We start from the raw sequence: 20,864 nt of genomic DNA on the forward strand, positions 1-20,864 counted from the left end.
TACTGCCCCTCTTCTGCTCAATGTATTATTGCCTGTTTTTCTTTTGTTTTGCCCCGCTTCGACGTAGCGAATCAATCCAAAATCGCAAAATCCACGCAATGTTCGCCCTCTTGTGCCCACAAAAAAGGTAACCAATGACTAAAATGTCTCACTTTCGGCGGAAGGTTGCCCGCCGGGCAAAGTTGGTTGCGCTAACGTTCATTTGGTTGCGCTAACGGCGGCTGCGCCGTCTATCCAGCCATAAAATCATCATGTTAGGTCACGGATATCGGGGCCATGTCGGCCCCTTCAGATAGGAGCAAGACAATGGACCACGGCACGGTCAACCCTTCCATGAAGCTGCCCCAGCAGGGCATCAGCGGTTTGGGTCAGGTCTATTATAACTACTCCGAAGACCAGTTGATCGAAGAAGCGCTGAAGCGCGAGGAAGGTCAGCTGGGCAAAGGCGGCACCTTTTTGGTGAGCACGGGTAAATTTACCGGCCGGTCGCCAAAGGACAAACACGTGGTGCGGTCTGCCACGACCGAAAACACCATCTGGTGGGACAACAACGCTGCGATGGAGCCTGCGAAGTTCGATCAGCTGTATGACGATCTGATCGCGCACATGGGCGGTAAGGATTATTTCGTGTCCGACCTTTATGGCGGCGCGGACCCTGCGCACCGGATCGACGTGCGCTTTGTCACAGAACTGGCCTGGCACGGGCTGTTTATCCGCCACATGATGCGCCGCCCCGACGCGTCTGAGGTTGAAGGGTTCACGCCGGATTGGACCGTGATCAACTGCCCCAGCTTTGAGGCAGACCCAGAGCGTCACGGCTGCCGGACCTCTACCGTCATCACGATGAACTTCGACCGCAAGATGATCCTGATCGCGGGCACCGAATACGCCGGCGAAAACAAGAAATCGGTGTTCACGTTGTTGAACTACCTTCTGCCTGAGAAAGACATCATGCCGATGCATTGTTCGGCCAACCACGCGCAAGGCAACCCTGTGGATTCGGCGGTGTTCTTTGGCCTGTCCGGCACGGGGAAGACCACGCTGAGCGCAGACCCGAACCGCGTGTTGATCGGGGACGACGAACACGGCTGGTCCGATCGCGGCATCTTTAACTTCGAGGGGGGCTGTTACGCGAAAACCATCGGTCTGAACCCCGAGGCCGAGCCTGAAATTTATGCGACCACGCAGATGCCAGGCACCGTGATTGAGAACATGGTGTTTGACCCCGAGACGTTGGAGCTGGATTTCGAAGACGACAGCCTGACGGCCAACATGCGTTGCGCCTACCCGTTGCACTATATCTCAAACGCATCAGACAACGCCTTGGGCGGGCATCCCAAAAACATCATCATGCTTACCTGCGATGCCTTTGGCGTGTTGCCGCCCATCGCGCGGCTGACACCTGCACAGGCGATGTATCACTTCCTCAGTGGGTTCACGTCCAAGGTGGCAGGCACGGAGCGCGGCGTGACCGAGCCTGAGCCCACGTTCTCCACCTGCTTTGGTGCGCCTTTCATGCCGCGCCGGCCTGAGGTTTACGGCAACCTGCTGCGCCAGAAGATCGCGTCGCATGGGGCGACCTGCTGGTTGGTGAACACCGGCTGGACCGGTGGGGCCTATGGCACCGGCAACCGTATGCCGATCAAGGCGACGCGGGCGCTGTTGACCTCCGCACTCAATGGCACCTTGGTCGAGGGCCAGTTCCGCAAGGACGCAAATTTTGGCTTTGACGTGCCTGTAACCTGCGAAGGCGTGGATGACGTGTTGCTAACACCGCGCGACACATGGGCAGATGGGGCCGCCTATGATGCGCAGGCGGCAAAGCTGGTCGATATGTTTGCGGACAATTTCGCCCAATACGTCCCCTTCATTGATGAGGATGTCAAAGCGGCCGCAATCGGCTAGTCTGCCCCTATGGTCAGATCACTTTGCACAGTTACAACCGCCCTGGCCTTTGGCTGGGGCGGTTTTGTCTTGGCGGCAGACGACGCGTTTCAATCGCCGCTGCTGGGCCTATTTGAGGCGGGCGTCCTGTGCGCCCAAGACGAAGGCACATCGCGCGCCGCACCTGACACCGTTGCAGGGACAACCCATGTGGTGACGCGCGCGCCGGAGTTTATCAGCGACGGGCGTCTTGTTCCGGCGGTCATCGGGGTGGGGTTTGGCGTGCGGTCCGGCCTGCGCGACGGGATGATGCAGGATGGCGTAACAATGACCGTGACCCATCCACCATTTGCAGGGTCCGGTGCCACTCAGCAAAGCTTTCAAACCCGTATCGGGTCAGACACAGATCCGGGCATCACGTTTTATCAATTCGACTATGATTATGAACTGGCATTGGGCGACTGGACCATGACCGCGTCACTGGGGGCTGTGACCCTGTATGAGGTGACGTTCACCGTCGTTCCGCCTGAAACCTTGCCCAACTTGGCGGACGCCTGCGGGTATCAAAACCTGTTCAGCTAGCCAAAAACCGCACGGCGCAACAGGTTCAGCCCCGCCACGATCAGGACCAGCAAGGTCGCGCGCCGAAAGGTGGCCTGATCAAATTTGTCTTGCACGCGAAACCCGATGGCCAACCCGATCAACGCGGCGGGGATCAGGAACAGGGACAAGGGCAACGTGTCTGGTCGAAGGACACCCGTCTGAATATGCGCGCCTGCCAAGGCCACGGCACCTAAGCCGTAGATCGTCCCTTGCGCTCGGACACTGTCCTGTTTGGGCACGTTGATGGCAGTCAGGTAGGACACGGTGGGTGGCCCCCAAATCCCAGATACCCCGCCAATCAGGCCCGTGAACCCGCCCACCGCGGCCTCGACCCTGCTGGATCTGGACCCAAGGACAGGGCGCCACCCGGCCAGTTGGGCACAGGCAAACAGAAGGATCGGGCCCCCGATCAGTCCAAACAGCGCCCGCGCGTTCAAAACAGGAACCAATTGGGCGCTGGCCACAAGGCACACACAGCCCGCCGCCAGAAACACCCGAAACCGGATTACTGTCTGCCACGCGCTGCGCACGCCCTGCCGCAAGGCCTGCCACGTGTTGGTCAGCAACGTCGGTATAATCAACGCCGCCAAGGCCTGTTCGGGCGGCAACAGCAACGTCAGACCCGACATCATCACCGTCGGCATCGCGAAGCCCACGCAGCCCTTAACGAACCCCGCCAACAGCGCGACGGCGAACACCAGCGCAAGCGACAGTATGCTTTCTAGTCCGATTAGGGCGGTCATGGTATGACAGCTACACGCGCTGGACTGTCGCTGCACCCAAAATTCCGCAAGGTTATTTTTGTTCGTGCGACAAATGGTGCGCGAATTATTATTGCGCTGCCATTGCGAAGGCAGTATTTCTGCACGTGCAACATAAAGGAGTCGGCCATGCCCCGCGACGGACAAGACCTTGATCAGACCTCTGCAGTTATTCTGCCTGACCTGTTGGCCACAACAGCGGCGGCCCTGCCTCCTTTGCAGGCCCTTTTGACAGCCGCCAAAGACTGCGTCCGCGACAAGGTGACTGTGGACGGTCGTGTGTCCGGCGCCTTGGTTGAGGCCGAACAAACCGCCGCCCACGGGCTGGCCTGGGTGGCCACCTATGTTGAAGCACTGGCCCAGATGCAGGCCTGGGCCGAAAAGCTGGACGCAGACGACCAATTTGGAGAGGTCGAACAGCTGATCCACCAGATCGCCTTTGGCGAATACCTTTGGCAGCTCTATGGCGGCATCCCGATGAATCAGGGCGAAATTCTGCGCCTGCAAGACATCGGGCTGACCCAGGACCAGATGCGCGGGCTGATGGAACCAGCGGTGCAAACCCTGACCCAATCCGGCAACACGCAAGCGGCGCGGCTGCGGTTGGTTGATCTGATGCAGGAACGTCAGGCAGAAATCACCGTCGGGCGGTCCGGCCTCGATGAAGAACTTGAAATGATCCGCGAACAATTCCGCCGCTATTCGATCGAGCGGATCGAGCCTGAGGCCCACGAATGGCACCTCAAGGATGAGCTGATCCCGATGGAAATCATCGACGAATTGGCCGAAATGGGTGTCTTTGGCCTCACCATCCCTGAAGAATACGGCGGATTTGGTCTGTCCAAAGCGTCCATGTGCGTTGTGTCCGAAGAACTGTCGCGCGGCTATATCGGCGTGGGGTCGCTTGGCACACGGTCCGAAATCGCAGCAGAGCTGATCATCGCGGGCGGCACGGATGACCAAAAGGAAAAGTGGCTGCCCAAGCTGGCCAGCGCCGAAACGCTGCCCACGGCGGTGTTTACGGAACCCAACACAGGGTCCGACCTTGGCGCATTGCGCACCAAAGCTGTGAAGGATGAAAACGGCGATTGGGTGCTGAATGGTAATAAAACATGGATCACCCACGCGGCCCGGACCCATGTGATGACGGTGTTGGCCCGCACAGTGCCGGACACCGACAACTACAAGGGCCTGTCCATGTTCTTGGCCGAAAAGACCCCTGGCACGGACGCGGAACCATGGCAGGACCCCGGCATCTCTGGCGGCGAGATTGAGGTCTTGGGCTACCGTGGCATGAAGGAATACACCCTCAACTTTGACGACTTCAAAGTGAAGGGTGAAAACCTGTTGGGCGGCGAAGAGGGCAAGGGCTTCAAGCAGCTGATGGAAACCTTTGAAAGCGCACGCATCCAAACAGCCGCCCGCGCCGTGGGCGTCGCCTGCTCCGCGATGGATGAAGGCATGCGCTACGCACAAGATCGTAAGCAATTCGGGAAATCGCTGATCAACTTCCCCCGTGTGGCCAACAAGCTGGCCATGATGGCGGTTGAGATTATGGTGGCCCGTCAGCTGACCTATTTCAGTGCGTTCGAAAAAGACGAGGGCCGCCGCTGTGATGTCGAGGCCGGGATGGCAAAACTACTGGGCGCGCGCGTGGCTTGGGCTGCTGCAGACAATGCGTTGCAGATCCACGGCGGTAATGGCTTTGCGCTGGAATACAAAATCAGCCGCATCTTGTGCGACGCACGGATCCTGAACATCTTTGAAGGTGCCGGTGAGATTCAGGCCCAGGTGATCGCAAGACGCATCCTCTAGCGACATGGCCTTTTCGGCGGATTTCCCGCCGGAAGAGCTAAATTTATATAAATTTAGCGCACCCCACAAAAAATGGGGTAAGTGTTTCGTATGTTGAAAATCGCAACCGCCGCCAGCTTCTCTCTCCTCTCCCTCACGGCCTGTCTCGCTGATGAGACAGTGTCAGGCTATGCCGACCCGTCAGCGACCTATCACCTGATCGAATTGGACGATGCACCCTTCAGCGCCACGGCCACAATTGCCTTTCCGCAAGAAGGCCGCGTCGCGGGCAATGGGCCGTGCAACGGGTATTCTTCGATCCAGACCGTGCCTTACCCATGGTTTAACCTCGAATTCATCCGCGCCACACGACGCGCTTGCCCTGAATTGGCGGAAGAGGCGGCGTTCTTTGCCGCGTTGCAGGATATGACCTTGGCCGAAGCGTCGGGCGGAGTGCTGATCCTGTCTAACGAAGAGGGCCGCTCAATGGTGTTTGAGGCTCGTTAACCTTCTTTCGCGATCCTTTCCAACAGCCGCGCGCGGGCCTCAGGTAGGGCGCGATCCCCCAGCGACGGCACCAGATGGTTGTTTAGAAAATGTCCCGTGGTTTTCAGCGCGGCAAGGATATCGGCCACATCCGCCGAGCCCTGCCCCAGCAACACATGAGGCAAGGGCAACAGCTTGTCGGCCCAATCGCCCGCTGCGTGCCGCCCCACCGCGCGACCTGTGCGCGGGGACACATAGATCAGATCATCATTGCGTCCCGTCACGGCACAGGCCGACAGATCCAGACCAAAACCCAGATCTTCCAAAAGGACCAGTTCCCATTGCAGATAGGCCAGCGGCCAAACCTCCCCCTGACCCAACAAATCCAGCAGCTGAACCGTGCGGTGATAAAGTGCGCGGTGATCTTCGCGTTCGGGCAAAACATGGGTCAGGATCGACGTCACCGCATTCAACCCCGCCAGCGCCAGCCGGTCTGACATCACCTGCGCCGCACGGCTGCGAATGGGCTCGATGGTAAAGGCGCCAAGGTGTTCTTCAAGCCGCGCCTTCCACGTGACGTCCAGCTGAGCACCCGGCTGCAACATTGGCGCGATTTTGCGGCTGGTCCCGCCGCGCACGACCCCTGCCGCGCGACCATGGGACTGGGTAAACACCTCAATGATTGCGCTGTTTTCGCCGTGTTTGCGGACCTTCAACAAGGCCCCTTCGTCGCGCCATTCAATCATGGACGCACCTTAGGCCAATGACGGATCATCAAGCAAATGGCGGCCTGCGCGGTCTTCCACCTCGATGATCCAGAGGTCCGGATCGAAGGACGTTTGACGGGAAAGTGACGCATCCACCGCCCCCTCTTCGCCTTCGACCAAAACGACCCATGCCCGTTCGCCTGACATCAGATCAAAGCTGCGTTGAAAGGCCTGTGCTTGGCCATCCAGTGTGTTGAGTTTGACCAACACGCTGCCCGCTGTCGCATCCCCCTTGCGGGTCACGAAAACCGGGATGTCAGCCAGTCGCAACCGGGTCAGGTAGGCCGAAACCCAAATGTCAGAGGTCAACCGCGCGGTCATCGCGCCCAAAATTCCGGAATTTTGGGGCCCGCCGTCATGCGTTGCCGTCTTTGAAATCGAGGCCCATTTCGGAATAACGTTCGGATTCTTCCAGCCAGTTCGGGCGCACTTTGACCTGTAGGAACAGGTGAACCTTACGCCCCAGAAATTCGCTCAACTCCTCTCGCGCGGCTTTGCTGACCGCCTTGATCGTCTCGCCGCGGTTGCCCAGCACAATGCCTTTGTGACCATCGCGCGCGACGTAAACGATCTGATCAACCTTGGCGGATCCGTCTTTGCGTTCTTCCCAGTTTTCCGTCTCGACCGTCAGTTGATAGGGCAGTTCCTGATGCAGACGCAGGGTCAATTTCTCACGCGTCATTTCAGCTGCGATCATGCGCATGGGCAGATCAGCGATCTGGTCTTCGGGATAAAGCCAGGGCTCCTCCGGCATCCGGTCCGCCAGCCACAGTCGCAAATCATGGGCACCATGGCCCTTTTCGGCAGAGATAAGGAAGGTTTCTGCAAATGCGTAGCGGTCATTGAGGTCTTTGGTCAGCCCCAGCAAAACAGGCGCCTCTACTCGGTCGATCTTGTTGATCGCCAACGCGATGGTGCGACCTGTGCCGACCTCGGCCAAACGGTCCAAAATCGCCTCGACGCCTTTGGTGATTCCACGGTGGGCCTCGATCATCAAAACCACCACATCCGCGTCGGCCACGCCGCCCCAAGCCGCCGCAACCATGGCCCGGTCCAACCTGCGTTTGGGTTGGAACAAGCCCGGCGTGTCGACGAACACAATCTGGCTGTCCCCCTCGATGGCGACACCGCGAATGCGCGCGCGCGTTGTTTGCACCTTGTGGGTCACGATGGAGACCTTTGCACCCACCATGCGGTTCAGCAGGGTGGATTTGCCTGCGTTCGGCTCCCCGATGAGGGCCACGAAACCGGCGCGTTGGGTCATGATGTCTCTCCTTGCAGGCGCGCCAAAAGGGCGCGTGCGGCGGCCTGTTCGGCAGCGCGTTTGCTGGTGGCCTCGGCGCGGTCGCTGTCGCCGGTTTCAATCGTCACTTCGATGGTGAAAACGGGCGCGTGGTCTGGTCCGCTGCGGGCAACTTCTGTGTATTTGGGGGGCGGGTGCCCGTTGCCTTGCGCGAATTCCTGCAAAGCGGTCTTGGGGTCACGGGCGTCGTCTTTGACGTTGGTGATCCGGTCGCCCCACAAGGCCAGAACACGGTCGCGGGCCGCATCAAAGCCAGCGTCCAGATAGACAGCGGCGATGATCGCCTCCATCGCGTCGGCCAGCAGCGCCTCTTTGCGGCGCCCCCCTGTGAGCATCTCGGACCGGCCAAGTTTCAGCACAGCGCCCAGATCAATCTGGCGGGCGACATCGGCGCAGGCTTCTTTGCGAACAAGAGCATTGAAACGCGGGGCGAGCAGACCTTCGGCGGCATTGGGATCGGCGTTCAGCAAGGCCTCGGAGATCACGAGGCCCAGCACACGGTCGCCCAAAAACTCAAGCCGCTGATTGTCGTCACGGTGGGGTGAGGACATGGACGAATGCGTCACCGCGCGGATCAGCAACGCGGGGGCCTTGAACGTGTGGCCTAGCCGCGCCTGAAAGTCACGCAATGGGCCTGACAGCTTCACTCGATCGCCTTGAAATAACGGTCAGACCGCCACGTCCAGAAGGCCAGAAGCGAGGTCCCAGAGGACGAGAACATGATGCGATCCGCACGGCCTACGATGTCCTCAAAGGGCACAAAGCCCACACCGCCAGCCGTTTGCGCACGGCGACTGTCGGAGGAGTTGTCGCGGTTGTCGCCCATAAAGAAATACTGGCCCTCAGGCACTGTAAAGATGCCCGTCGTATCAAGACGTCGGTCGCCCACATTCAGAACAGTGTATTGGCGACCATCGGGCAAGGTTTCCGTGAACCGTTGTTTCAGGCAATCTTCGCCGATGGGGACAGTTCCGTTGGAACAGGTTGGAAAGTTTGGCGGCTGGCCGCGGCGCACGAACGGTTCGGTGAACAGTCCAGCGGCCTGTTGGGGCACGATTTCCCCGTTCAGGATGATCTGGCCGTCTTGCATCTGTACGGTATCACCCGGCATCCCGATGAGACGTTTGATGAAATCACGACCCGTGACAGGGTGGCGGAACACCACGACGTCTCCACGCTCCGGCTCGGACCCCATCAAGCGATCATTGCCACCTTTGAACACGCCGCAGAAGTCTTCGGCGTCCACATCAATACCCAAGGCCGGAATGACAATCGACGGGCAGGACGCGTAAGAATAGCCGTAGGCCATTTTGTTGACGAAGAGGAAATCACCGACCAGCAGCGTTTCTTTCATCGACCCCGAGGGGATCCAGAACGGCTGAAACAGGAAGGTCCGAAAGACGCCCGCGATCAACAGGGCGTAGACCACTGTTTTTATTGTCTCTTTAATCGATGCCCACACGGCGCGGCCTCATTCTTATGCTGGCTTAAAGGTCAGGGTTATGTGCGCGTGCGCGGGGGCCAAGTCAACCCGCTGTCTTGGCGCTGACGGGACGGGCTTCGATGACCACAAAGGCCTGTGCCCAAGGGTGATCGTCGGTCAATGTGACGTGGATGATGGCCTCATGCCCTTGGGGCGTCATCTGATCCAGCCGATCCTTGGCCCAGCCGCTAACAGCCATCACCGGCTGACCTGTGTGCAGATTGCTAACGGCCATGTCTTTCCACGAAATTCCCATGCGTAGGCCCGTGCCCAACGCCTTTGAACAAGCCTCCTTCGCGGCCCAGCGTTTGGCATAGGTGCCCGCGATATCTTTGCGACGTTCCGCCTTGCGCTGTTCGGTGTCGGTGAACACGCGGTTGCGAAACCGGTCGCCAAAGCGGTCCAGCGTGCCTTGTATGCGGTCGATGTTGGCCAGATCGGTGCCGATGCCAAGGATCATTCGTTGCCCAGTTCCTGTGTCACACTCACGTCGCCTGTCGCCTGATTGACGGTGATCGTCAACAAGGTGGAGTTTTGAAAGCTCTGTTCGGGCAGGTAGATGATCGCGGGGATCTGAAAGATCAGGCCGCGGGCGGGGTCATAATCGGCGGTTAACTCTTCGAATATCATTCCCGCGTAACCCAGCCCGTCATCAAGGCCCACAACCGTACAGGTCCGCCCCCCGACTTCGTCATAGGGCGGGTGCAGGATCAGCAGGTAAAACGCGGCGGCTGCGGGTTCGATCGTGTCCAGCAAGGCCACCCGCACGGCGCCATTGGAAAAGGTCGCACTGTAATCTTCCCAAGGTTCAACAACGGCATCGGCGCGGGCCTGCCAATCACACGGGGCGGCCAACTGGGCCGTGGCCGCGCCTGCGCATAGGGTCAACAGTCCGGTCAAAAGCCAACGCATGGAACACCTTTAGATCAATCAATGGTGTCGATATCATACACTTTGATGGCCTCCGCACCACCACACATCGCCACAAGCCGCGCGCCCAGCGCGCGATGACGGGCGTCTTGCGCATATGTGGCAAGGGCGCGGGCGGTCGCAAAGGTGCACACAAACCCGTAGGACGCCTCGGATGATTTGCCTTCCGCGTCAATGTTTGGGCCGTGGGAAAATTCCAGAAATCCATCGATTTGCCCCACCAGATCAGCCAAACCCGTCATGATACTGCGCAGTTCTTCGGGATCATCGCAGGGGTCGAAATAGACGGCGTGAAGGATCATGTTCGGGGCCTTTGCGAAAATTCAGGTTTCATGCAAACGATACAAATGCAGCACACGGTCTGCATCTACACCACCCGCATACTCAAAACACCCGCCGCAGGCCGCGTGAAAATCGGGCAGGGTCATCTGCGGAAAGCGGAACATCTGGTCGTCGATCTGATGCTGTTGAGCCCCGAAAACAACACGGGAAATCCCAGCCCAGCGCATTGCGGCCAAACACATCTCACACGGCTGACACGATGACAGCAATGTGCAGCCCGCCAAATCCCGCGTGCCAAGGGCGGCAGCGGCTTTGCCGATCGTCACGACCTCGGCGTGGCGGGTCGGGTCGTTGTCCTTAATGGCGGTGTTGCGCCCCCGCGTGACCTCTGCCCCGTCTTTGAGGATCGCAGCCGTGAAGGCAGGCTTACCCTCATCCGCGCCGATCTGCGCGGCCCAGGTGTTAATCTCCGTCATAATGTGACGTTCAAGGTCGGTGGGAGTGATCGTGTTGGTCATGGGCAGGAGATAGCCCGCCAGATGATCAAATCGACCGAGCCTCATCCATCAGGCGGCGCATTTCGGCCATGGCATCGGGCAAGCCCCGAAAGATCGCTTCGCCGATCAGGAAATGGCCGATGTTCAGCTCCATCACCTCAGGAAAGGCGGCGACGGGTTTGACCGTGTCATAGGTCAGCCCGTGGCCCGCGTGCACCTCAAGCCCAAGGGAATGGGCATAGGCGGACATCAGACGCATCTTTTCAAGCTCTGCATCGCGGGTCGCGAAATCGCCCTCGGAATGGGCGTCGCAATAGGCGCCGGTGTGCAATTCAATCACCTGCGCGCCGATGCGCGCGGCGGCATCGATCTGGCGACGATCGGCGGCGATAAAGATCGACACGCGGCACCCTGCCTCACGCAGGGGGGCAATGTAATGGGCCAGCGCGTTTTCCTCCCGCGCGACCTCAAGCCCGCCTTCTGTCGTCCTCTCCTCGCGCTTTTCGGGGACGATACAGACCGCGTGGGGCTTATGACGCAGGGCGATTTGCTGCATTTCGGCCGTCGCTGCCATTTCAAAATTCAACGGCACCGTCAGGGTGTCCATCAACGCATCAATGTCCGTATCGGTGATGTGGCGACGGTCCTCGCGCAAGTGGGCGGTGATTCCATCGGCCCCGGCCTGTTCCGCCAGTTTGGCCGCACGCACCGGATCCGGCGTATTGCCACCGCGCGCATTGCGGACGGTTGCGACGTGGTCAATGTTCACACCCAGACGTAAATTGGACATAGATCAGCCCTCCTTCTGGACTGATACTAGCACGCTAATCCGCGCCGTCAGCCGGATTCTTCAACTGCGCCAATTTTTCGCGCAAAATCTTGCGGCGACGGTTCTGGTAGGCACGGATGACAGGAACAGAGAGGTAGTAACAGACCGAGGCAGTGACGATGCCAGGTATGATGCCGCCGACCATATAAGGGTAAAACACTTCGTCGTAGAACTGCGACAGGCCGCGCCAATCCATCTTTTCGTGCGTGAAGATGGCCATGAAGTTGTGCCAAAGATCCTCAAACGCGTTGCCAAATTGGCAGCCGATGCCGCACACGCCCCGCTGGCCGCCTTCGATCAGATCCCGGTCCAGCCGTGTGCCAAGCAGCCAATGCCCCGTCGCCAAGGCCGACCATGCGATGGGAAGATACGTCAGGGGATTGCCAAAAAACGTGGCCATCAAGGACGCAAGGATATTGCCCCGCATAAGTTTCGCCGTGCCCGCTGCGATAAAGAAATGCAGACCATAAAACGGGGTGAAGGACGCGAAAACACCGGCCCAAATGCCGCGTGCGATCTTTTCAGGGGTATCGGGCAAACGCCGCACACGGTGTTTGACGTATTGCGCCGCACGGCCCCACCCGCCCCGCGGCCAGAGTAATTCCAGCGTAGCCCGCCAAAGGGGGCGTCTGTCTCTGCGTCGAAAGACCACCTGTTGTCCGTTCCTGCCCTATCTTGGCCCCGTGATGGACCCTGTAATTGAACCCGTGACGGCCCGCGCAAATTTACGAGCCGCGCTGCACCTGCCCTGCGCGATCCGGGTCTCTATGACGTTCGATTGTGGCAACATTACTGTCCGCCTCGAGCGCCGTCATGACGATGTGCATATGTTCTACGTCCCGCAGGTCAACCTCGATCAGCAATCTGTAGTAATCGGGTTTACGATCAATGAACTGCAAGTCCGAGATATTGGCGTCGTTCTCACCAATCAAGGTGCAGATGCGACCAAGCACACCGGCGTCGTTCGTAATGGTCAGATCCAACGTGATCGTATTGGACGCCGAATGCGTGCCTTCCTGCCAATGCAGATCAATCCAGCGTTCGGTTTGGTCCTCAAGTTCGGCCAGAACGTCGCAATCGATGGCGTGAACCACCACACCCTGACCCCGATAGGTGATGCCGACGATCCTCTCGCCGGGGATAGGTTGGCAACATTGCGCACGGCGGTGATGCTGATCGGCGCTTAGGCCGATGACCGCGCGGCGGGCCTCAATCTCGGCGCCTGCGTGTTTCACAAGATCGGGGTAGATGGCAGAGACCACATCGCGCGATGAAATCTCGGCAGCGCCGACGCGTTCCAGCAAATCATCGACATTGCCAAGACCTAAGGATTTTCCGGCGGTGCGCAGGGCTTTGTCCGTTGGCTTGCGATCAATGTTCTCAAAGGACACGCGGACCAATTCTCGACCTAGTTTGATGAACCGTTCGCGGTCTTCTTCGCGCAAGGCACGCCGAATGGCAGTTTTCGCGCGGCCGGTGACGGCCATGTCGATCCACGTGACCTGCGGCGTCTGGCCCTCGGCGGTGATGACCTCAACCGATTGGCCATTCTTCAGCCGCGTCCACAGCGGCACGCGCAGTCCGTCGACCTTGGCCCCGACACAGGCATGGCCAATCCGGGTGTGGATCGCATAGGCAAAATCAATGGGCGTCGCCCCGCGGGGCAGTTTGATCACGTCGCCCTTGGGGGTGAAGCAGAACACCTGGTCCTGATACATCTCCAACTTGACCATATCGAGGAACGTGTTGTCGTCGTCGTCCTCATCAATACGGTCGGTCAGCTGGGCAATCCAGCGTGCTGGGTCCACCGCAAAGCGGTTTTCGGTGCGGATCCCGTCACGGTAAGACCAATGTGCGGCCACCCCTGCCTCGGCCACTTCGTGCATCTCAACGGTGCGGATCTGCACCTCTACCCGTTTGCCGTCGCGCCCCGACACGGTGGTGTGCAGGCTGCGGTAGCCGTTCGATTTCGGCTGGCTGATGTAATCCTTGAACCGACCCGGCACAGCGAACCACCGTTGATGGATTGCGCCGAGGGCAGCATAGCAATCGGCCTCAGACTGGGTGATAATGCGGAAGCCGTAGATGTCAGACAGGCGGCTGAACCCCTGCTGCTTTTCCTGCATCTTGCGCCAGATCGAATAGGGCTTTTTCGCGCGGCCATAAATGTCGGCGGCGATATCGGCCTTGTCCAACTCGTGTTCCATATCGGCAGTGATCTTTTCGACCACATCGCCCGTTTCACGCTGCAAGGTAATGAAGCGGCGGATGATGGAATTGCGACCCTCGGGGTTGAGGACGCGGAACGCCAGATCCTCCAACTCCTCACGCATCCATTGCATCCCCATCCGGCCCGCAAGCGGCGCGTAGATGTCCATCGTCTCACGCGCTTTTTGGGCCTGCTTTTCGGGACGCATGGACTTGATCGTGCGCATGTTGTGCAAACGGTCTGCCAGCTTCACCAGCGTGACCCGCAGATCGCGGGACGTCGCCATGAACAACTTGCGAAAGTTTTCGGCCTGCTTGGTCTCGGTCGAACTCAGCTGCAGGTTGGTCAGCTTTGTGACACCGTCCACCAACTCCGCGATTTCGCGGCTGAACCGCGCTTCGACATCTGTGAAGGACGCCTTGGTGTCTTCAATCGTGTCGTGCAACAGGGCGGTGATCAGGGTGGCGTCATCCATCTGCTGTTCGGCCAGAATGCCGGCCACAGCGATCGGATGGGTGAAATAGGGCTCACCTGAATGACGGAACTGGCCGTCATGCATGTCTGCGCCGAACACGAACGCATCTGCGATCATGTCGGCGTTGGTTTTTGGATTGTAGGTGCGAACCAGCGCGATCAGGTCATCTGCTGTCATGCTGGTTCGATCTGCCTATCTGCTGCGCGCTTACTTCTGGCCTTGGGCTTCCATCAAAGCCCGCAGAAGTTTCTCTTCGCTCATGTCATCATCGGCGGGCTTGTCCGCTTCGGGCGATCCGCCACCCATCAGCAGGGCCATCGAATCCTCTTCAGGTTCGTCCACCTCAATCTGGGTCTGGTTGGCCTCAATCACGCGTTCCCGCAGATCGTCCGCCGTCTGGGTTTCATCGGCAATCTCACGCAGGGCAACAACGGGATTTTTGTCGTTGTCACGGTTGACGGTCAACGCGCCACCGGCAGAGATTTCGCGCGCACGGTGTGCGGCAAGCATCACGAGTTCGAAACGGTTTGGAACCTTGTCAACGCAGTCTTCAACGGTCACGCGGGCCATGGATGCTCCAATCTATCAATCCATCAGGGGGTATGAACGGGCGTCATAAAGGCTTGACACCTATAATACAACCCGATTCCGGCGTTTGTTTGATCAGCTGAGGCGGCGCACGCTGGCCAGATCGGACGCAGAACAAGCGTCGCGCATTTGCCGTACGGTTTGCCCCAAGACCGGATGCCTCCAATCAGGGGCCACGTCAGCCAAAGGCACGAGGACAAAGGCACGATCTTGCAGGCGCGGATGCGGCAAGATCAGCTGATCCGGCGGGCGCACCATCTGTTCCTCAAGCGCAAGCCCCCGCCAGTGATCATATGTCGTCCGGTCGGGTAAAATCTGTCCCCCACAAGCGATCAGATCCAGATCAAGAGTGCGCTGCCCCCACCGCACAGCGCGCGTGCGGTCAAAATCCGCCTCGATCCGGTGCAGTTGGGCCAAAATTTCAGGGGCCGCCAAACCTGTCTTCAGGGTGCAGGCCGCGTTGACAAAATCAGGGCCCGCCCCCTCTGGAAAGGCAGGCGTCTGATACAAATGACTGACCGAAAGGGGGCCGAACACCTCCTCCAATGCGCCCAATGCCGCCTGTAATGTCTGGGCGGGCGGACCTGCGCGCGTCGGGACATTGCCGCCAAGGGCAAGCAGCGTTATGTCGCCGATGTTGTCAGCTTCCCCTTGATGCATTTGGTATTTCCCATATGTTCCGCGCGCTTGACCCAACCACTCACCCTTCTTTTCCCATTGGTCAGGCCTCTTTGAAAGGACATATTTGCTATGTTTTATCGCGATGAGCGGCTTGCGCTCTTCATCGATGGATCAAACCTTTATGCGGCCGCCAAGGCGCTGGGTTTTGACATCGATTACAAACTGTTGCGACAAGAATTTATGCGCCGCGGAAAAATGCTGCGGGCGTTCTATTACACAGCTCTTTTGGAAAACGACGAATACTCGCCCATCCGTCCGCTTGTCGATTGGCTGAACTACAACGGGTTCACCATGGTCACGAAACCGGCCAAGGAATTCACCGATTCGATGGGCCGCCGGAAAATCAAAGGCAACATGGATATCGAACTGGCCGTGGATGCCATGGAATTGGCCCCCCATGTGGATCACATCGTGATTTTCAGCGGCGATGGTGATTTCCGCCCGCTGATCGAAAGCGTGCAGCGTCAAGGCGTACGGGTGTCCGTGGTGTCCACCATCCGCAGCCAACCCCCGATGATTGCAGACGAATTGCGCCGCCAATGCGACAACTTCATTGAACTGGATGAACTGCGCGATGTCATCGGTCGCCCGCCGCGTGAACCGCGTGCAGAAGAACCAGCGCTGGCCGACAGCCAAGACTAAAAATGAGGGCGTCCCTGATGGGGCGCCTTCTTTTTACGTGGCACAGGCACGCGGGCAACACTGGACCCCCGCCGCCGCCGCGCATAGGTTATCCCCGAACGGAGACCTGACCCATGACCAAGCCCCCCCTGTCCCTTTATCTGGCCGCCCCGCGTGGGTTTTGCGCAGGCGTAGATCGCGCCATCAAAATCGTTGAAATGGCATTGGAAAAGTGGGGCGCGCCCGTCTATGTGCGCCACGAAATCGTCCACAATAAATTCGTGGTCGATGATTTGCGCGCCAAAGGCGCGGTGTTCGTCGAAGAACTGGACGAATGCCCAGACGACCGGCCCGTCATTTTCTCAGCCCACGGCGTGCCCAAATCAGTACCCGCCAAGGCGCAAGCGCGTGAGATGGTGTTTGTCGACGCGACCTGCCCACTGGTCAGCAAAGTCCACATTGAGGCCCAACGCCACGCCGACAACGGCCTGCAAATGATCATGATCGGTCACGCGGGTCATCCAGAAACCGTAGGCACCATGGGCCAGCTGCCCGAAGGCGATGTGCTGTTGGTCGAAACGGTGGAAGACGTAGCCACGGTCGACGTCCGCGACCCCGAGGCGCTGGCTTTCGTGACCCAAACAACCCTCAGCGTGGATGACACAGCTGATATCGTGGCGGCCCTGAACGCGCGTTTTCCGGCCATCGTTGGGCCCCACAAGGAAGACATCTGCTATGCCACCACCAACCGCCAAGAGGCGGTCAAGGCGGCCGCGCCCAAATGCGACGCGATGTTGGTTGTGGGCGCGCCGAACTCTTCGAATTCCCAACGTTTGGTAGAGGTCGCCCGCCGTGCGGGATGCGACTACAGCCAGCTGGTGATGCGCGACACCGACATCGACTGGCGCGCGCTTGAAGGGATTTCATCCATCGGCATCACGGCCGGTGCCTCTGCCCCGGAAGTGCTGATCAACGAAGTCATCGACGCCTTCAAAGCACGCTATGACGTGACCGTCGAAGTCGTGGAAACCGCCGTCGAAAACGTAGAATTCAAAGTGCCGCGCGTTTTGCGGGAACCGGCGTGAGGCGCACAAACTCTAAAATTCCGGAATTTTAGAGGCCCCAATGAAGGACTACGTCACATTCGAAGCCGCGGTCGAACCCATGGTCTGGGGAAAGGCCACATACACAATTCTCAGGTTGCCCAAGAACGTTGTCGATGCGCTTGGCCCGACAAGACGGGTCGAAGGAGAAATTAACGATCACCCCGTCAATCTCGCACTGACCAAGGCCCCCGTGATTGATGATGTGTTCCTTTATGCTGGCAAATCGCTTTTGCGTCAGGTCGGTATTACGGCAGGAGAACGGGTCGAGGTGCGTCTTCGCCCTGCCCCCGCCGACGACGTTGACGTGCCCCCCGATGTCATAAACGCGATCCGATCCGCCGGCATTACAGAGATCTGGGGCGCATTGACGCCCGGCAAACAGCGGGGCTTGCTCTATGCGGTGAACAGCGCCAAACGTGCAGACACACGTCAGCGCCGTATCGCTGCGCTGATCATCGAATTGAAAGGCGTGTGACCTGATGTTTGCATTCAAAGACATTCCCAAATCTGCCCTGATCCTTGGCCTTGCGGGCCTTGTGCCCTTCTTCTGGGGGGCGGTAACCATCTACAGTGAGGCCGCAGCGGAGGCGACGATGGGTCTTGTCGGGCCGCGATTCATCGGGCCCTACGTCGGCCTCGCCTATGGCACAGTGATCCTGTCGTTCATGTCCGGTGTTTTGTGGGGCTTTGCCACCAAGACCGACGGGGGCCAAGCGGCCACAGGCTACGCGCTGTCCGTACTGCCTGCCCTTTGGGCGTTCTTCATGGTTGGCGGTGGGCCCACATCGGCAGGCATGAACCTGATCGCGGGGTTCCTGGCGCTGTTGGTGCTGGATTACGCCTTTTGGACGTGGGGCCTTGCCCCCCGTTGGTGGATGGCGCTGCGTGTCATCCTGACAGGTGCTGTCATTGCCTGCTTGCTGCCGGTGGTCCTATGACCGTCGATGCCCGCACCATCGCCGTCTATGACGCCAAGGCCCAAGACTATGCCGATCATTTCGACAGCGCTGGAAAGCCAGGCGCGCATCTGCGCCGGTTCATGGCAGCCCTGCCCACTGGCGGCCGCGTGCTTGATCTGGGCTGTGGGCCTGCGAATGCATCGCGGTTCATGATCGAGGCTGGTTTTGATGTCATGGCCCTTGATGCCTCGGCGGAAATGGTGCGCGTCGCGGCTGAGTTAAATGGCGTGGATGCGACCCTTGGAACCTTTGACGATCTGAAAGAGGTGGCGGCCTTTGACGGGATATGGGCGAATTTTTCCCTCCTTCATGCGCCGCAAGTCGACCTGCCCCGCCACCTCTCCGCGATTGCACGGGCCTTGCGACCCGGCGGCGTATTCCACATCGGCATGAAAGTCGGAACCGGCACAGCGCGCGACGGCATGGACCGGCGGTATACTTATGTGACCGCCCAAGGGTTGGCTGATCTTTTGGCAGTGGCCGGTCTGAATGTCACGGATACGGACACCGGACATGAGGTCGGGTTGGCCGGCACTGACGACCCGTGGGTTGTCATGATGGCGGTGAACCATGCCTGATCTGTTCGCCTACACAGACGGCGCGTGTTCGGGCAATCCCGGCCCCGGGGGCTGGGGCGCCTTGCTGATCGCGCGCGACGGCGAGGCCATCGTCAAGGAACGTGAACTCTCCGGCGGAGAGGCCCGCACAACCAACAACCGCATGGAATTGCTCGCTGCGATCCATGCGCTTGAAACCCTGTCCGCCCCCTCCCGCCTGACAGTGGTCACCGACAGCTCCTACGTCAAAGACGGGATCACGAAGTGGATCTACGGGTGGAAATCGAAGGGCTGGAAAAAGAAGGGCGGCGAGATCAAGAACGTCGATCTTTGGCAACGCCTCGATGCCGCCCGCGAACGCCATGATGTGACGTGGGAATGGGTCAAAGGCCATGCAGGGCACCCCGAAAACGAACGGGCCGACGCCCTTGCGCGGGCGGGCATGGCGCCGTTCAAACCCGCGAAATGACCGCCGTAGAAGCCCTCGACTACGGGTCGGTCTTTGTCTTCGCCCTGACAGGAGCCCTTGTGGCCAGCCGTGCCCAGCTTGATCTGGTGGGATTTGTGTTTGTCGCCTGCCTGACGGCTGTTGGCGGAGGCACCGTGCGGGATGTGATCCTGGATCGCGCGGTGTTCTGGGTGGCTGAGCCCATCTTTGTGGCTGTCGCCAGTGTGGCGGCGATCTTCGTGTTTCTGACCGCGCATTTGCTGGAATCCCGCCTTAGGGCGATTTTCTGGCTGGACGCGCTGGCCTTGGCCGTTGCTGTGCCCGCAGGTGTGGCGGCGGCACTCGGGATGGGCGCGCTTTGGCCGGTTGTTGTGATCATGGGCATCGCAACAGGGTGTTTTGGCGGACTGATGCGGGATGTGGTCTGCAATGAGGTTCCCTTGGTCCTCAAACAGGGGGAGCTTTACGTCACATGCGCCTTGTTGGGGGCGGTGACGGCGTTGGCCCTCATCTGGATTGGACAGCCACTGGCCGTGGCCCTCGTGGGGTGTGCCATCGTCACTTTTGCGCTGCGGGGCGGATCATTGGCATTTGGTTGGCGATTGCCTGTCTACAAAAGCCGCCCACCCCGCCGCTAAGGCTGGATTTAGGTATTTTTGACCCAAAGAAATCAGACAAGGGTCAGTGGTGGCGTCCACCCTTTGAGCATGTCTGCCACGGCGCTGGGACGTTTGCCGGCACGCTGCGCGCGCATGATTTCGACCGAACCTGCGCCACAGCCGATGTACAAACGCCCGTCCTTTGCGTATGTCTCACCTGCACCGAGCGACGTGTCAGACGGGGCGGCCTGAAGCAGTTTCAACCGTTCGCCGTCGGCTGAGGTCCACGCACCAGGAAACGGGGAAAGCCCATTGATCTGGCGCGCCAGTTCTGTGGCATCTTGTGTCCAGTCCAAGCGCGCCTCGGATTTGTCGATTTTTGCGGCATAGGTCACGCCCTCTTGGGGTTGCGGTGCAGGCGAAAGGTCATCCAGCGTCGCCAAAGCATCAACAATCGCATCCGCACCAAGGCTTCTCAGCCGGTCATGCAATTGCCCCGTTGTCTCACCCACCTCAATGTCGATCGACCGCCGCAAAAGCACATCACCGGTATCAAGGCCTGCATCCATTTGCATGATGCACACCCCTGTTTGGGAATCCCCTGCCATGATCGCGCGGTGGATCGGTGCGGCCCCCCGCCACCGTGGCAACAGCGAGGCGTGGATGTTCAAACAGCCTTTGTCAGGGGCGTCCAAAATCGCCTGCGGCAGGATCAAACCGTAGGCCACCACAACCGCAATTTCCGCGTCCAATGCCGCGAAGTCAGCCTGCGCATCCACCCCCTTCAAAGACACCGGATGCCGGACCATTAATCCCAAATCATCCGCCCGCGCGTGAACAGGGGTCGGGCGTTCTTTCTTGCCGCGCCCTGCAGGACGCGGCGGCTGACAATATACGGCGACCACCTCGTGCCCCGCATTGACCAGCGCATCCAGCACGGGCACCGAAAAATCAGGCGTCCCCATAAAGACAATCCGCATCGCAGCCTCCTTCATCTGACCA

General features: G+C 59.4%; 27 protein-coding genes. 11 read left to right on the plus strand and 16 right to left on the minus strand.

Annotation, left to right across the window (positions count from 1 at the left end; translation table 11 throughout):
- Positions 1-306 precede the first annotated feature (306 nt).
- The gene (locus tag PSJ8397_RS06155) at positions 307-1,905 is read left to right on the plus strand and encodes a phosphoenolpyruvate carboxykinase (RefSeq protein WP_085863716.1); all 1,599 of its coding nucleotides are present in this window, start codon (positions 307-309) and stop codon (positions 1,903-1,905) included.
- A 9-nt stretch (positions 1,906-1,914) separates the two neighbouring features.
- On the plus strand, positions 1,915-2,466 hold the full coding sequence (locus PSJ8397_RS06160; RefSeq protein WP_085863717.1) for a DUF3859 domain-containing protein: 552 nt from the start codon (positions 1,915-1,917) through the stop codon (positions 2,464-2,466).
- Here the strand turns inward: PSJ8397_RS06160 and PSJ8397_RS06165 are convergent.
- A complete protein-coding gene (locus PSJ8397_RS06165; RefSeq protein WP_085863718.1) occupies positions 2,463-3,230 on the minus strand; it encodes a sulfite exporter TauE/SafE family protein in 768 nt (255 codons plus the stop codon). The genes PSJ8397_RS06160 and PSJ8397_RS06165 overlap by 4 nt on opposite strands.
- Positions 3,231-3,377: 147 nt before the next feature.
- Here PSJ8397_RS06165 and PSJ8397_RS06170 point away from each other — a divergent pair, with 147 nt between their 5' ends.
- Positions 3,378-5,063, plus strand: a complete 1,686-nt coding sequence (locus PSJ8397_RS06170) for an acyl-CoA dehydrogenase family protein (RefSeq protein ID WP_085863719.1) — start codon at positions 3,378-3,380, stop codon at positions 5,061-5,063.
- 90 nt (positions 5,064-5,153) lie between these two features.
- On the plus strand, positions 5,154-5,549 hold the full coding sequence (locus PSJ8397_RS06175) for an META domain-containing protein (protein ID WP_085863720.1): 396 nt from the start codon (positions 5,154-5,156) through the stop codon (positions 5,547-5,549).
- On the opposite strand, the gene recO is transcribed toward PSJ8397_RS06175, so the two are convergent.
- The 14 genes from recO to folK all read right to left on the minus strand — a co-directional run bounded on the left by recO (position 5,546) and on the right by folK (position 15,551).
- On the minus strand, positions 5,546-6,271 hold the full coding sequence (gene recO / locus PSJ8397_RS06180) for a DNA repair protein RecO (RefSeq protein ID WP_200811301.1): 726 nt from the start codon (positions 6,269-6,271) through the stop codon (positions 5,546-5,548). The genes PSJ8397_RS06175 and recO overlap by 4 nt on opposite strands.
- 12 nt (positions 6,272-6,283) lie before the next feature.
- Positions 6,284-6,616, minus strand: coding sequence for a DUF1491 family protein (locus PSJ8397_RS06185; protein WP_085863722.1), 333 nt, complete (start codon positions 6,614-6,616; stop codon positions 6,284-6,286).
- Positions 6,617-6,650: 34 nt separating this feature from the next.
- Complete coding sequence (gene era, locus PSJ8397_RS06190; protein WP_085863723.1) at positions 6,651-7,559, minus strand: GTPase Era; 909 nt, start codon at positions 7,557-7,559, stop codon at positions 6,651-6,653.
- The gene (gene rnc / locus PSJ8397_RS06195) at positions 7,556-8,245 is read right to left on the minus strand and encodes a ribonuclease III (protein WP_085863724.1); all 690 of its coding nucleotides are present in this window, start codon (positions 8,243-8,245) and stop codon (positions 7,556-7,558) included. Before rnc ends, era begins: the two co-directional genes overlap by 4 nt.
- A complete protein-coding gene (lepB, locus tag PSJ8397_RS06200; protein ID WP_085863725.1) occupies positions 8,242-9,060 on the minus strand; it encodes a signal peptidase I in 819 nt (272 codons plus the stop codon). The genes rnc and lepB overlap by 4 nt, the downstream gene beginning before the upstream one ends.
- Before the next feature lie 64 nt (positions 9,061-9,124).
- The gene (gene acpS / locus PSJ8397_RS06205) at positions 9,125-9,541 is read right to left on the minus strand and encodes a holo-ACP synthase (protein WP_085863726.1); all 417 of its coding nucleotides are present in this window, start codon (positions 9,539-9,541) and stop codon (positions 9,125-9,127) included.
- Positions 9,538-9,993, minus strand: coding sequence for a hypothetical protein (locus PSJ8397_RS06210; RefSeq protein ID WP_085863727.1), 456 nt, complete (start codon positions 9,991-9,993; stop codon positions 9,538-9,540). Before PSJ8397_RS06210 ends, acpS begins: the two co-directional genes overlap by 4 nt.
- 14 nt (positions 9,994-10,007) lie before the next feature.
- Entirely contained in the window at positions 10,008-10,313 is a 306-nt protein-coding gene (locus tag PSJ8397_RS06215) for a Dabb family protein (RefSeq protein WP_085863728.1), read from the minus strand.
- A gap of 21 nt (positions 10,314-10,334) precedes the next feature.
- On the minus strand, positions 10,335-10,856 hold the full coding sequence (locus tag PSJ8397_RS06220; protein ID WP_085863729.1) for a nucleoside deaminase: 522 nt from the start codon (positions 10,854-10,856) through the stop codon (positions 10,335-10,337).
- A complete protein-coding gene (locus tag PSJ8397_RS06225) occupies positions 10,837-11,580 on the minus strand; it encodes a pyridoxine 5'-phosphate synthase (protein ID WP_085863730.1) in 744 nt (247 codons plus the stop codon). The genes PSJ8397_RS06220 and PSJ8397_RS06225 overlap by 20 nt, the downstream gene beginning before the upstream one ends.
- 34 nt (positions 11,581-11,614) lie before the next feature.
- A complete protein-coding gene (locus PSJ8397_RS06230; protein WP_085863731.1) occupies positions 11,615-12,271 on the minus strand; it encodes a DUF2062 domain-containing protein in 657 nt (218 codons plus the stop codon).
- 73 nt (positions 12,272-12,344) lie between these two features.
- Positions 12,345-14,480 (minus strand): RelA/SpoT family protein, encoded by a 2,136-nt coding sequence (locus PSJ8397_RS06235; protein WP_085863732.1) that lies wholly within the window; start codon positions 14,478-14,480, stop codon positions 12,345-12,347.
- A 30-nt stretch (positions 14,481-14,510) separates the two neighbouring features.
- A complete protein-coding gene (gene rpoZ, locus PSJ8397_RS06240; protein ID WP_085863733.1) occupies positions 14,511-14,873 on the minus strand; it encodes a DNA-directed RNA polymerase subunit omega in 363 nt (120 codons plus the stop codon).
- Between the two features lie 93 nt (positions 14,874-14,966).
- On the minus strand, positions 14,967-15,551 hold the full coding sequence (gene folK / locus PSJ8397_RS06245; protein ID WP_085863734.1) for a 2-amino-4-hydroxy-6-hydroxymethyldihydropteridine diphosphokinase: 585 nt from the start codon (positions 15,549-15,551) through the stop codon (positions 14,967-14,969).
- A 90-nt stretch (positions 15,552-15,641) separates the two neighbouring features.
- Here folK and PSJ8397_RS06250 point away from each other — a divergent pair, with 90 nt between their 5' ends.
- The 7 genes from PSJ8397_RS06250 (at position 15,642) to PSJ8397_RS06280 (ending at position 19,901) form a co-directional block, all read left to right on the plus strand.
- Complete coding sequence (locus PSJ8397_RS06250; protein WP_085863735.1) at positions 15,642-16,214, plus strand: LabA-like NYN domain-containing protein; 573 nt, start codon at positions 15,642-15,644, stop codon at positions 16,212-16,214.
- A 113-nt stretch (positions 16,215-16,327) separates the two neighbouring features.
- Entirely contained in the window at positions 16,328-17,278 is a 951-nt protein-coding gene (ispH, locus tag PSJ8397_RS06255; RefSeq protein WP_085863736.1) for a 4-hydroxy-3-methylbut-2-enyl diphosphate reductase, read from the plus strand.
- Between the two features lie 40 nt (positions 17,279-17,318).
- Positions 17,319-17,774, plus strand: coding sequence for a YdeI/OmpD-associated family protein (locus PSJ8397_RS06260; RefSeq protein ID WP_085863737.1), 456 nt, complete (start codon positions 17,319-17,321; stop codon positions 17,772-17,774).
- A 4-nt stretch (positions 17,775-17,778) separates the two neighbouring features.
- Positions 17,779-18,237, plus strand: a complete 459-nt coding sequence (locus PSJ8397_RS06265; protein WP_085863738.1) for a DUF3429 domain-containing protein — start codon at positions 17,779-17,781, stop codon at positions 18,235-18,237.
- Positions 18,234-18,836: a class I SAM-dependent DNA methyltransferase gene (locus PSJ8397_RS06270; RefSeq protein WP_085863739.1), complete on the plus strand. Its 603-nt coding sequence runs from the start codon at positions 18,234-18,236 to the stop codon at positions 18,834-18,836. The genes PSJ8397_RS06265 and PSJ8397_RS06270 overlap by 4 nt, the downstream gene beginning before the upstream one ends.
- A complete protein-coding gene (gene rnhA / locus PSJ8397_RS06275; protein WP_085863740.1) occupies positions 18,829-19,284 on the plus strand; it encodes a ribonuclease HI in 456 nt (151 codons plus the stop codon). Before PSJ8397_RS06270 ends, rnhA begins: the two co-directional genes overlap by 8 nt.
- Positions 19,281-19,901, plus strand: a complete 621-nt coding sequence (locus PSJ8397_RS06280; RefSeq protein WP_085863741.1) for a trimeric intracellular cation channel family protein — start codon at positions 19,281-19,283, stop codon at positions 19,899-19,901. Before rnhA ends, PSJ8397_RS06280 begins: the two co-directional genes overlap by 4 nt.
- A gap of 32 nt (positions 19,902-19,933) precedes the next feature.
- Here PSJ8397_RS06280 and fmt read toward each other — a convergent pair whose 3' ends face one another.
- Positions 19,934-20,842, minus strand: a complete 909-nt coding sequence (gene fmt / locus PSJ8397_RS06285; protein ID WP_085863742.1) for a methionyl-tRNA formyltransferase — start codon at positions 20,840-20,842, stop codon at positions 19,934-19,936.
- Between the last annotated feature and the right edge of the window lie 22 nt (positions 20,843-20,864).

This window comes from Pseudooctadecabacter jejudonensis (assembly GCF_900172275.1).
In the GTDB taxonomy this organism is placed as follows: Bacteria; Pseudomonadota; Alphaproteobacteria; order Rhodobacterales; family Rhodobacteraceae; genus Octadecabacter; species Octadecabacter jejudonensis.

Excerpts from the sequence above, each read along its gene's own strand:
- PSJ8397_RS06155 (WP_085863716.1), top strand. The coding sequence starts at position 307 with ATGGACCACGGCACGGTCAACCCTTCCATGAAGCTGCCCCAGCAGGGC.
- PSJ8397_RS06160 (WP_085863717.1), top strand. The coding sequence starts at position 1,915 with ATGGTCAGATCACTTTGCACAGTTACAACCGCCCTGGCCTTTGGCTGG.
- PSJ8397_RS06165 (WP_085863718.1), bottom strand. The coding sequence starts at position 3,230 with ATGACCGCCCTAATCGGACTAGAAAGCATACTGTCGCTTGCGCTGGTG.
- PSJ8397_RS06170 (WP_085863719.1), top strand. The coding sequence starts at position 3,378 with ATGCCCCGCGACGGACAAGACCTTGATCAGACCTCTGCAGTTATTCTG.
- PSJ8397_RS06175 (WP_085863720.1), top strand. The coding sequence starts at position 5,154 with ATGTTGAAAATCGCAACCGCCGCCAGCTTCTCTCTCCTCTCCCTCACG.
- PSJ8397_RS06185 (WP_085863722.1), bottom strand. The coding sequence starts at position 6,616 with ATGACCGCGCGGTTGACCTCTGACATTTGGGTTTCGGCCTACCTGACC.
- era (WP_085863723.1), bottom strand. The coding sequence starts at position 7,559 with ATGACCCAACGCGCCGGTTTCGTGGCCCTCATCGGGGAGCCGAACGCA.
- acpS (WP_085863726.1), bottom strand. The coding sequence starts at position 9,541 with ATGATCCTTGGCATCGGCACCGATCTGGCCAACATCGACCGCATACAA.
- PSJ8397_RS06210 (WP_085863727.1), bottom strand. The coding sequence starts at position 9,993 with ATGCGTTGGCTTTTGACCGGACTGTTGACCCTATGCGCAGGCGCGGCC.
- PSJ8397_RS06215 (WP_085863728.1), bottom strand. The coding sequence starts at position 10,313 with ATGATCCTTCACGCCGTCTATTTCGACCCCTGCGATGATCCCGAAGAA.
- PSJ8397_RS06220 (WP_085863729.1), bottom strand. The coding sequence starts at position 10,856 with ATGAGGCTCGGTCGATTTGATCATCTGGCGGGCTATCTCCTGCCCATG.
- PSJ8397_RS06225 (WP_085863730.1), bottom strand. The coding sequence starts at position 11,580 with ATGTCCAATTTACGTCTGGGTGTGAACATTGACCACGTCGCAACCGTC.
- PSJ8397_RS06235 (WP_085863732.1), bottom strand. The coding sequence starts at position 14,480 with ATGACAGCAGATGACCTGATCGCGCTGGTTCGCACCTACAATCCAAAA.
- rpoZ (WP_085863733.1), bottom strand. The coding sequence starts at position 14,873 with ATGGCCCGCGTGACCGTTGAAGACTGCGTTGACAAGGTTCCAAACCGT.
- folK (WP_085863734.1), bottom strand. The coding sequence starts at position 15,551 with ATGCATCAAGGGGAAGCTGACAACATCGGCGACATAACGCTGCTTGCC.
- PSJ8397_RS06250 (WP_085863735.1), top strand. The coding sequence starts at position 15,642 with ATGTTTTATCGCGATGAGCGGCTTGCGCTCTTCATCGATGGATCAAAC.
- ispH (WP_085863736.1), top strand. The coding sequence starts at position 16,328 with ATGACCAAGCCCCCCCTGTCCCTTTATCTGGCCGCCCCGCGTGGGTTT.
- PSJ8397_RS06260 (WP_085863737.1), top strand. The coding sequence starts at position 17,319 with ATGAAGGACTACGTCACATTCGAAGCCGCGGTCGAACCCATGGTCTGG.
- PSJ8397_RS06265 (WP_085863738.1), top strand. The coding sequence starts at position 17,779 with ATGTTTGCATTCAAAGACATTCCCAAATCTGCCCTGATCCTTGGCCTT.
- PSJ8397_RS06270 (WP_085863739.1), top strand. The coding sequence starts at position 18,234 with ATGACCGTCGATGCCCGCACCATCGCCGTCTATGACGCCAAGGCCCAA.
- rnhA (WP_085863740.1), top strand. The coding sequence starts at position 18,829 with ATGCCTGATCTGTTCGCCTACACAGACGGCGCGTGTTCGGGCAATCCC.
- PSJ8397_RS06280 (WP_085863741.1), top strand. The coding sequence starts at position 19,281 with ATGACCGCCGTAGAAGCCCTCGACTACGGGTCGGTCTTTGTCTTCGCC.
- fmt (WP_085863742.1), bottom strand. The coding sequence starts at position 20,842 with ATGCGGATTGTCTTTATGGGGACGCCTGATTTTTCGGTGCCCGTGCTG.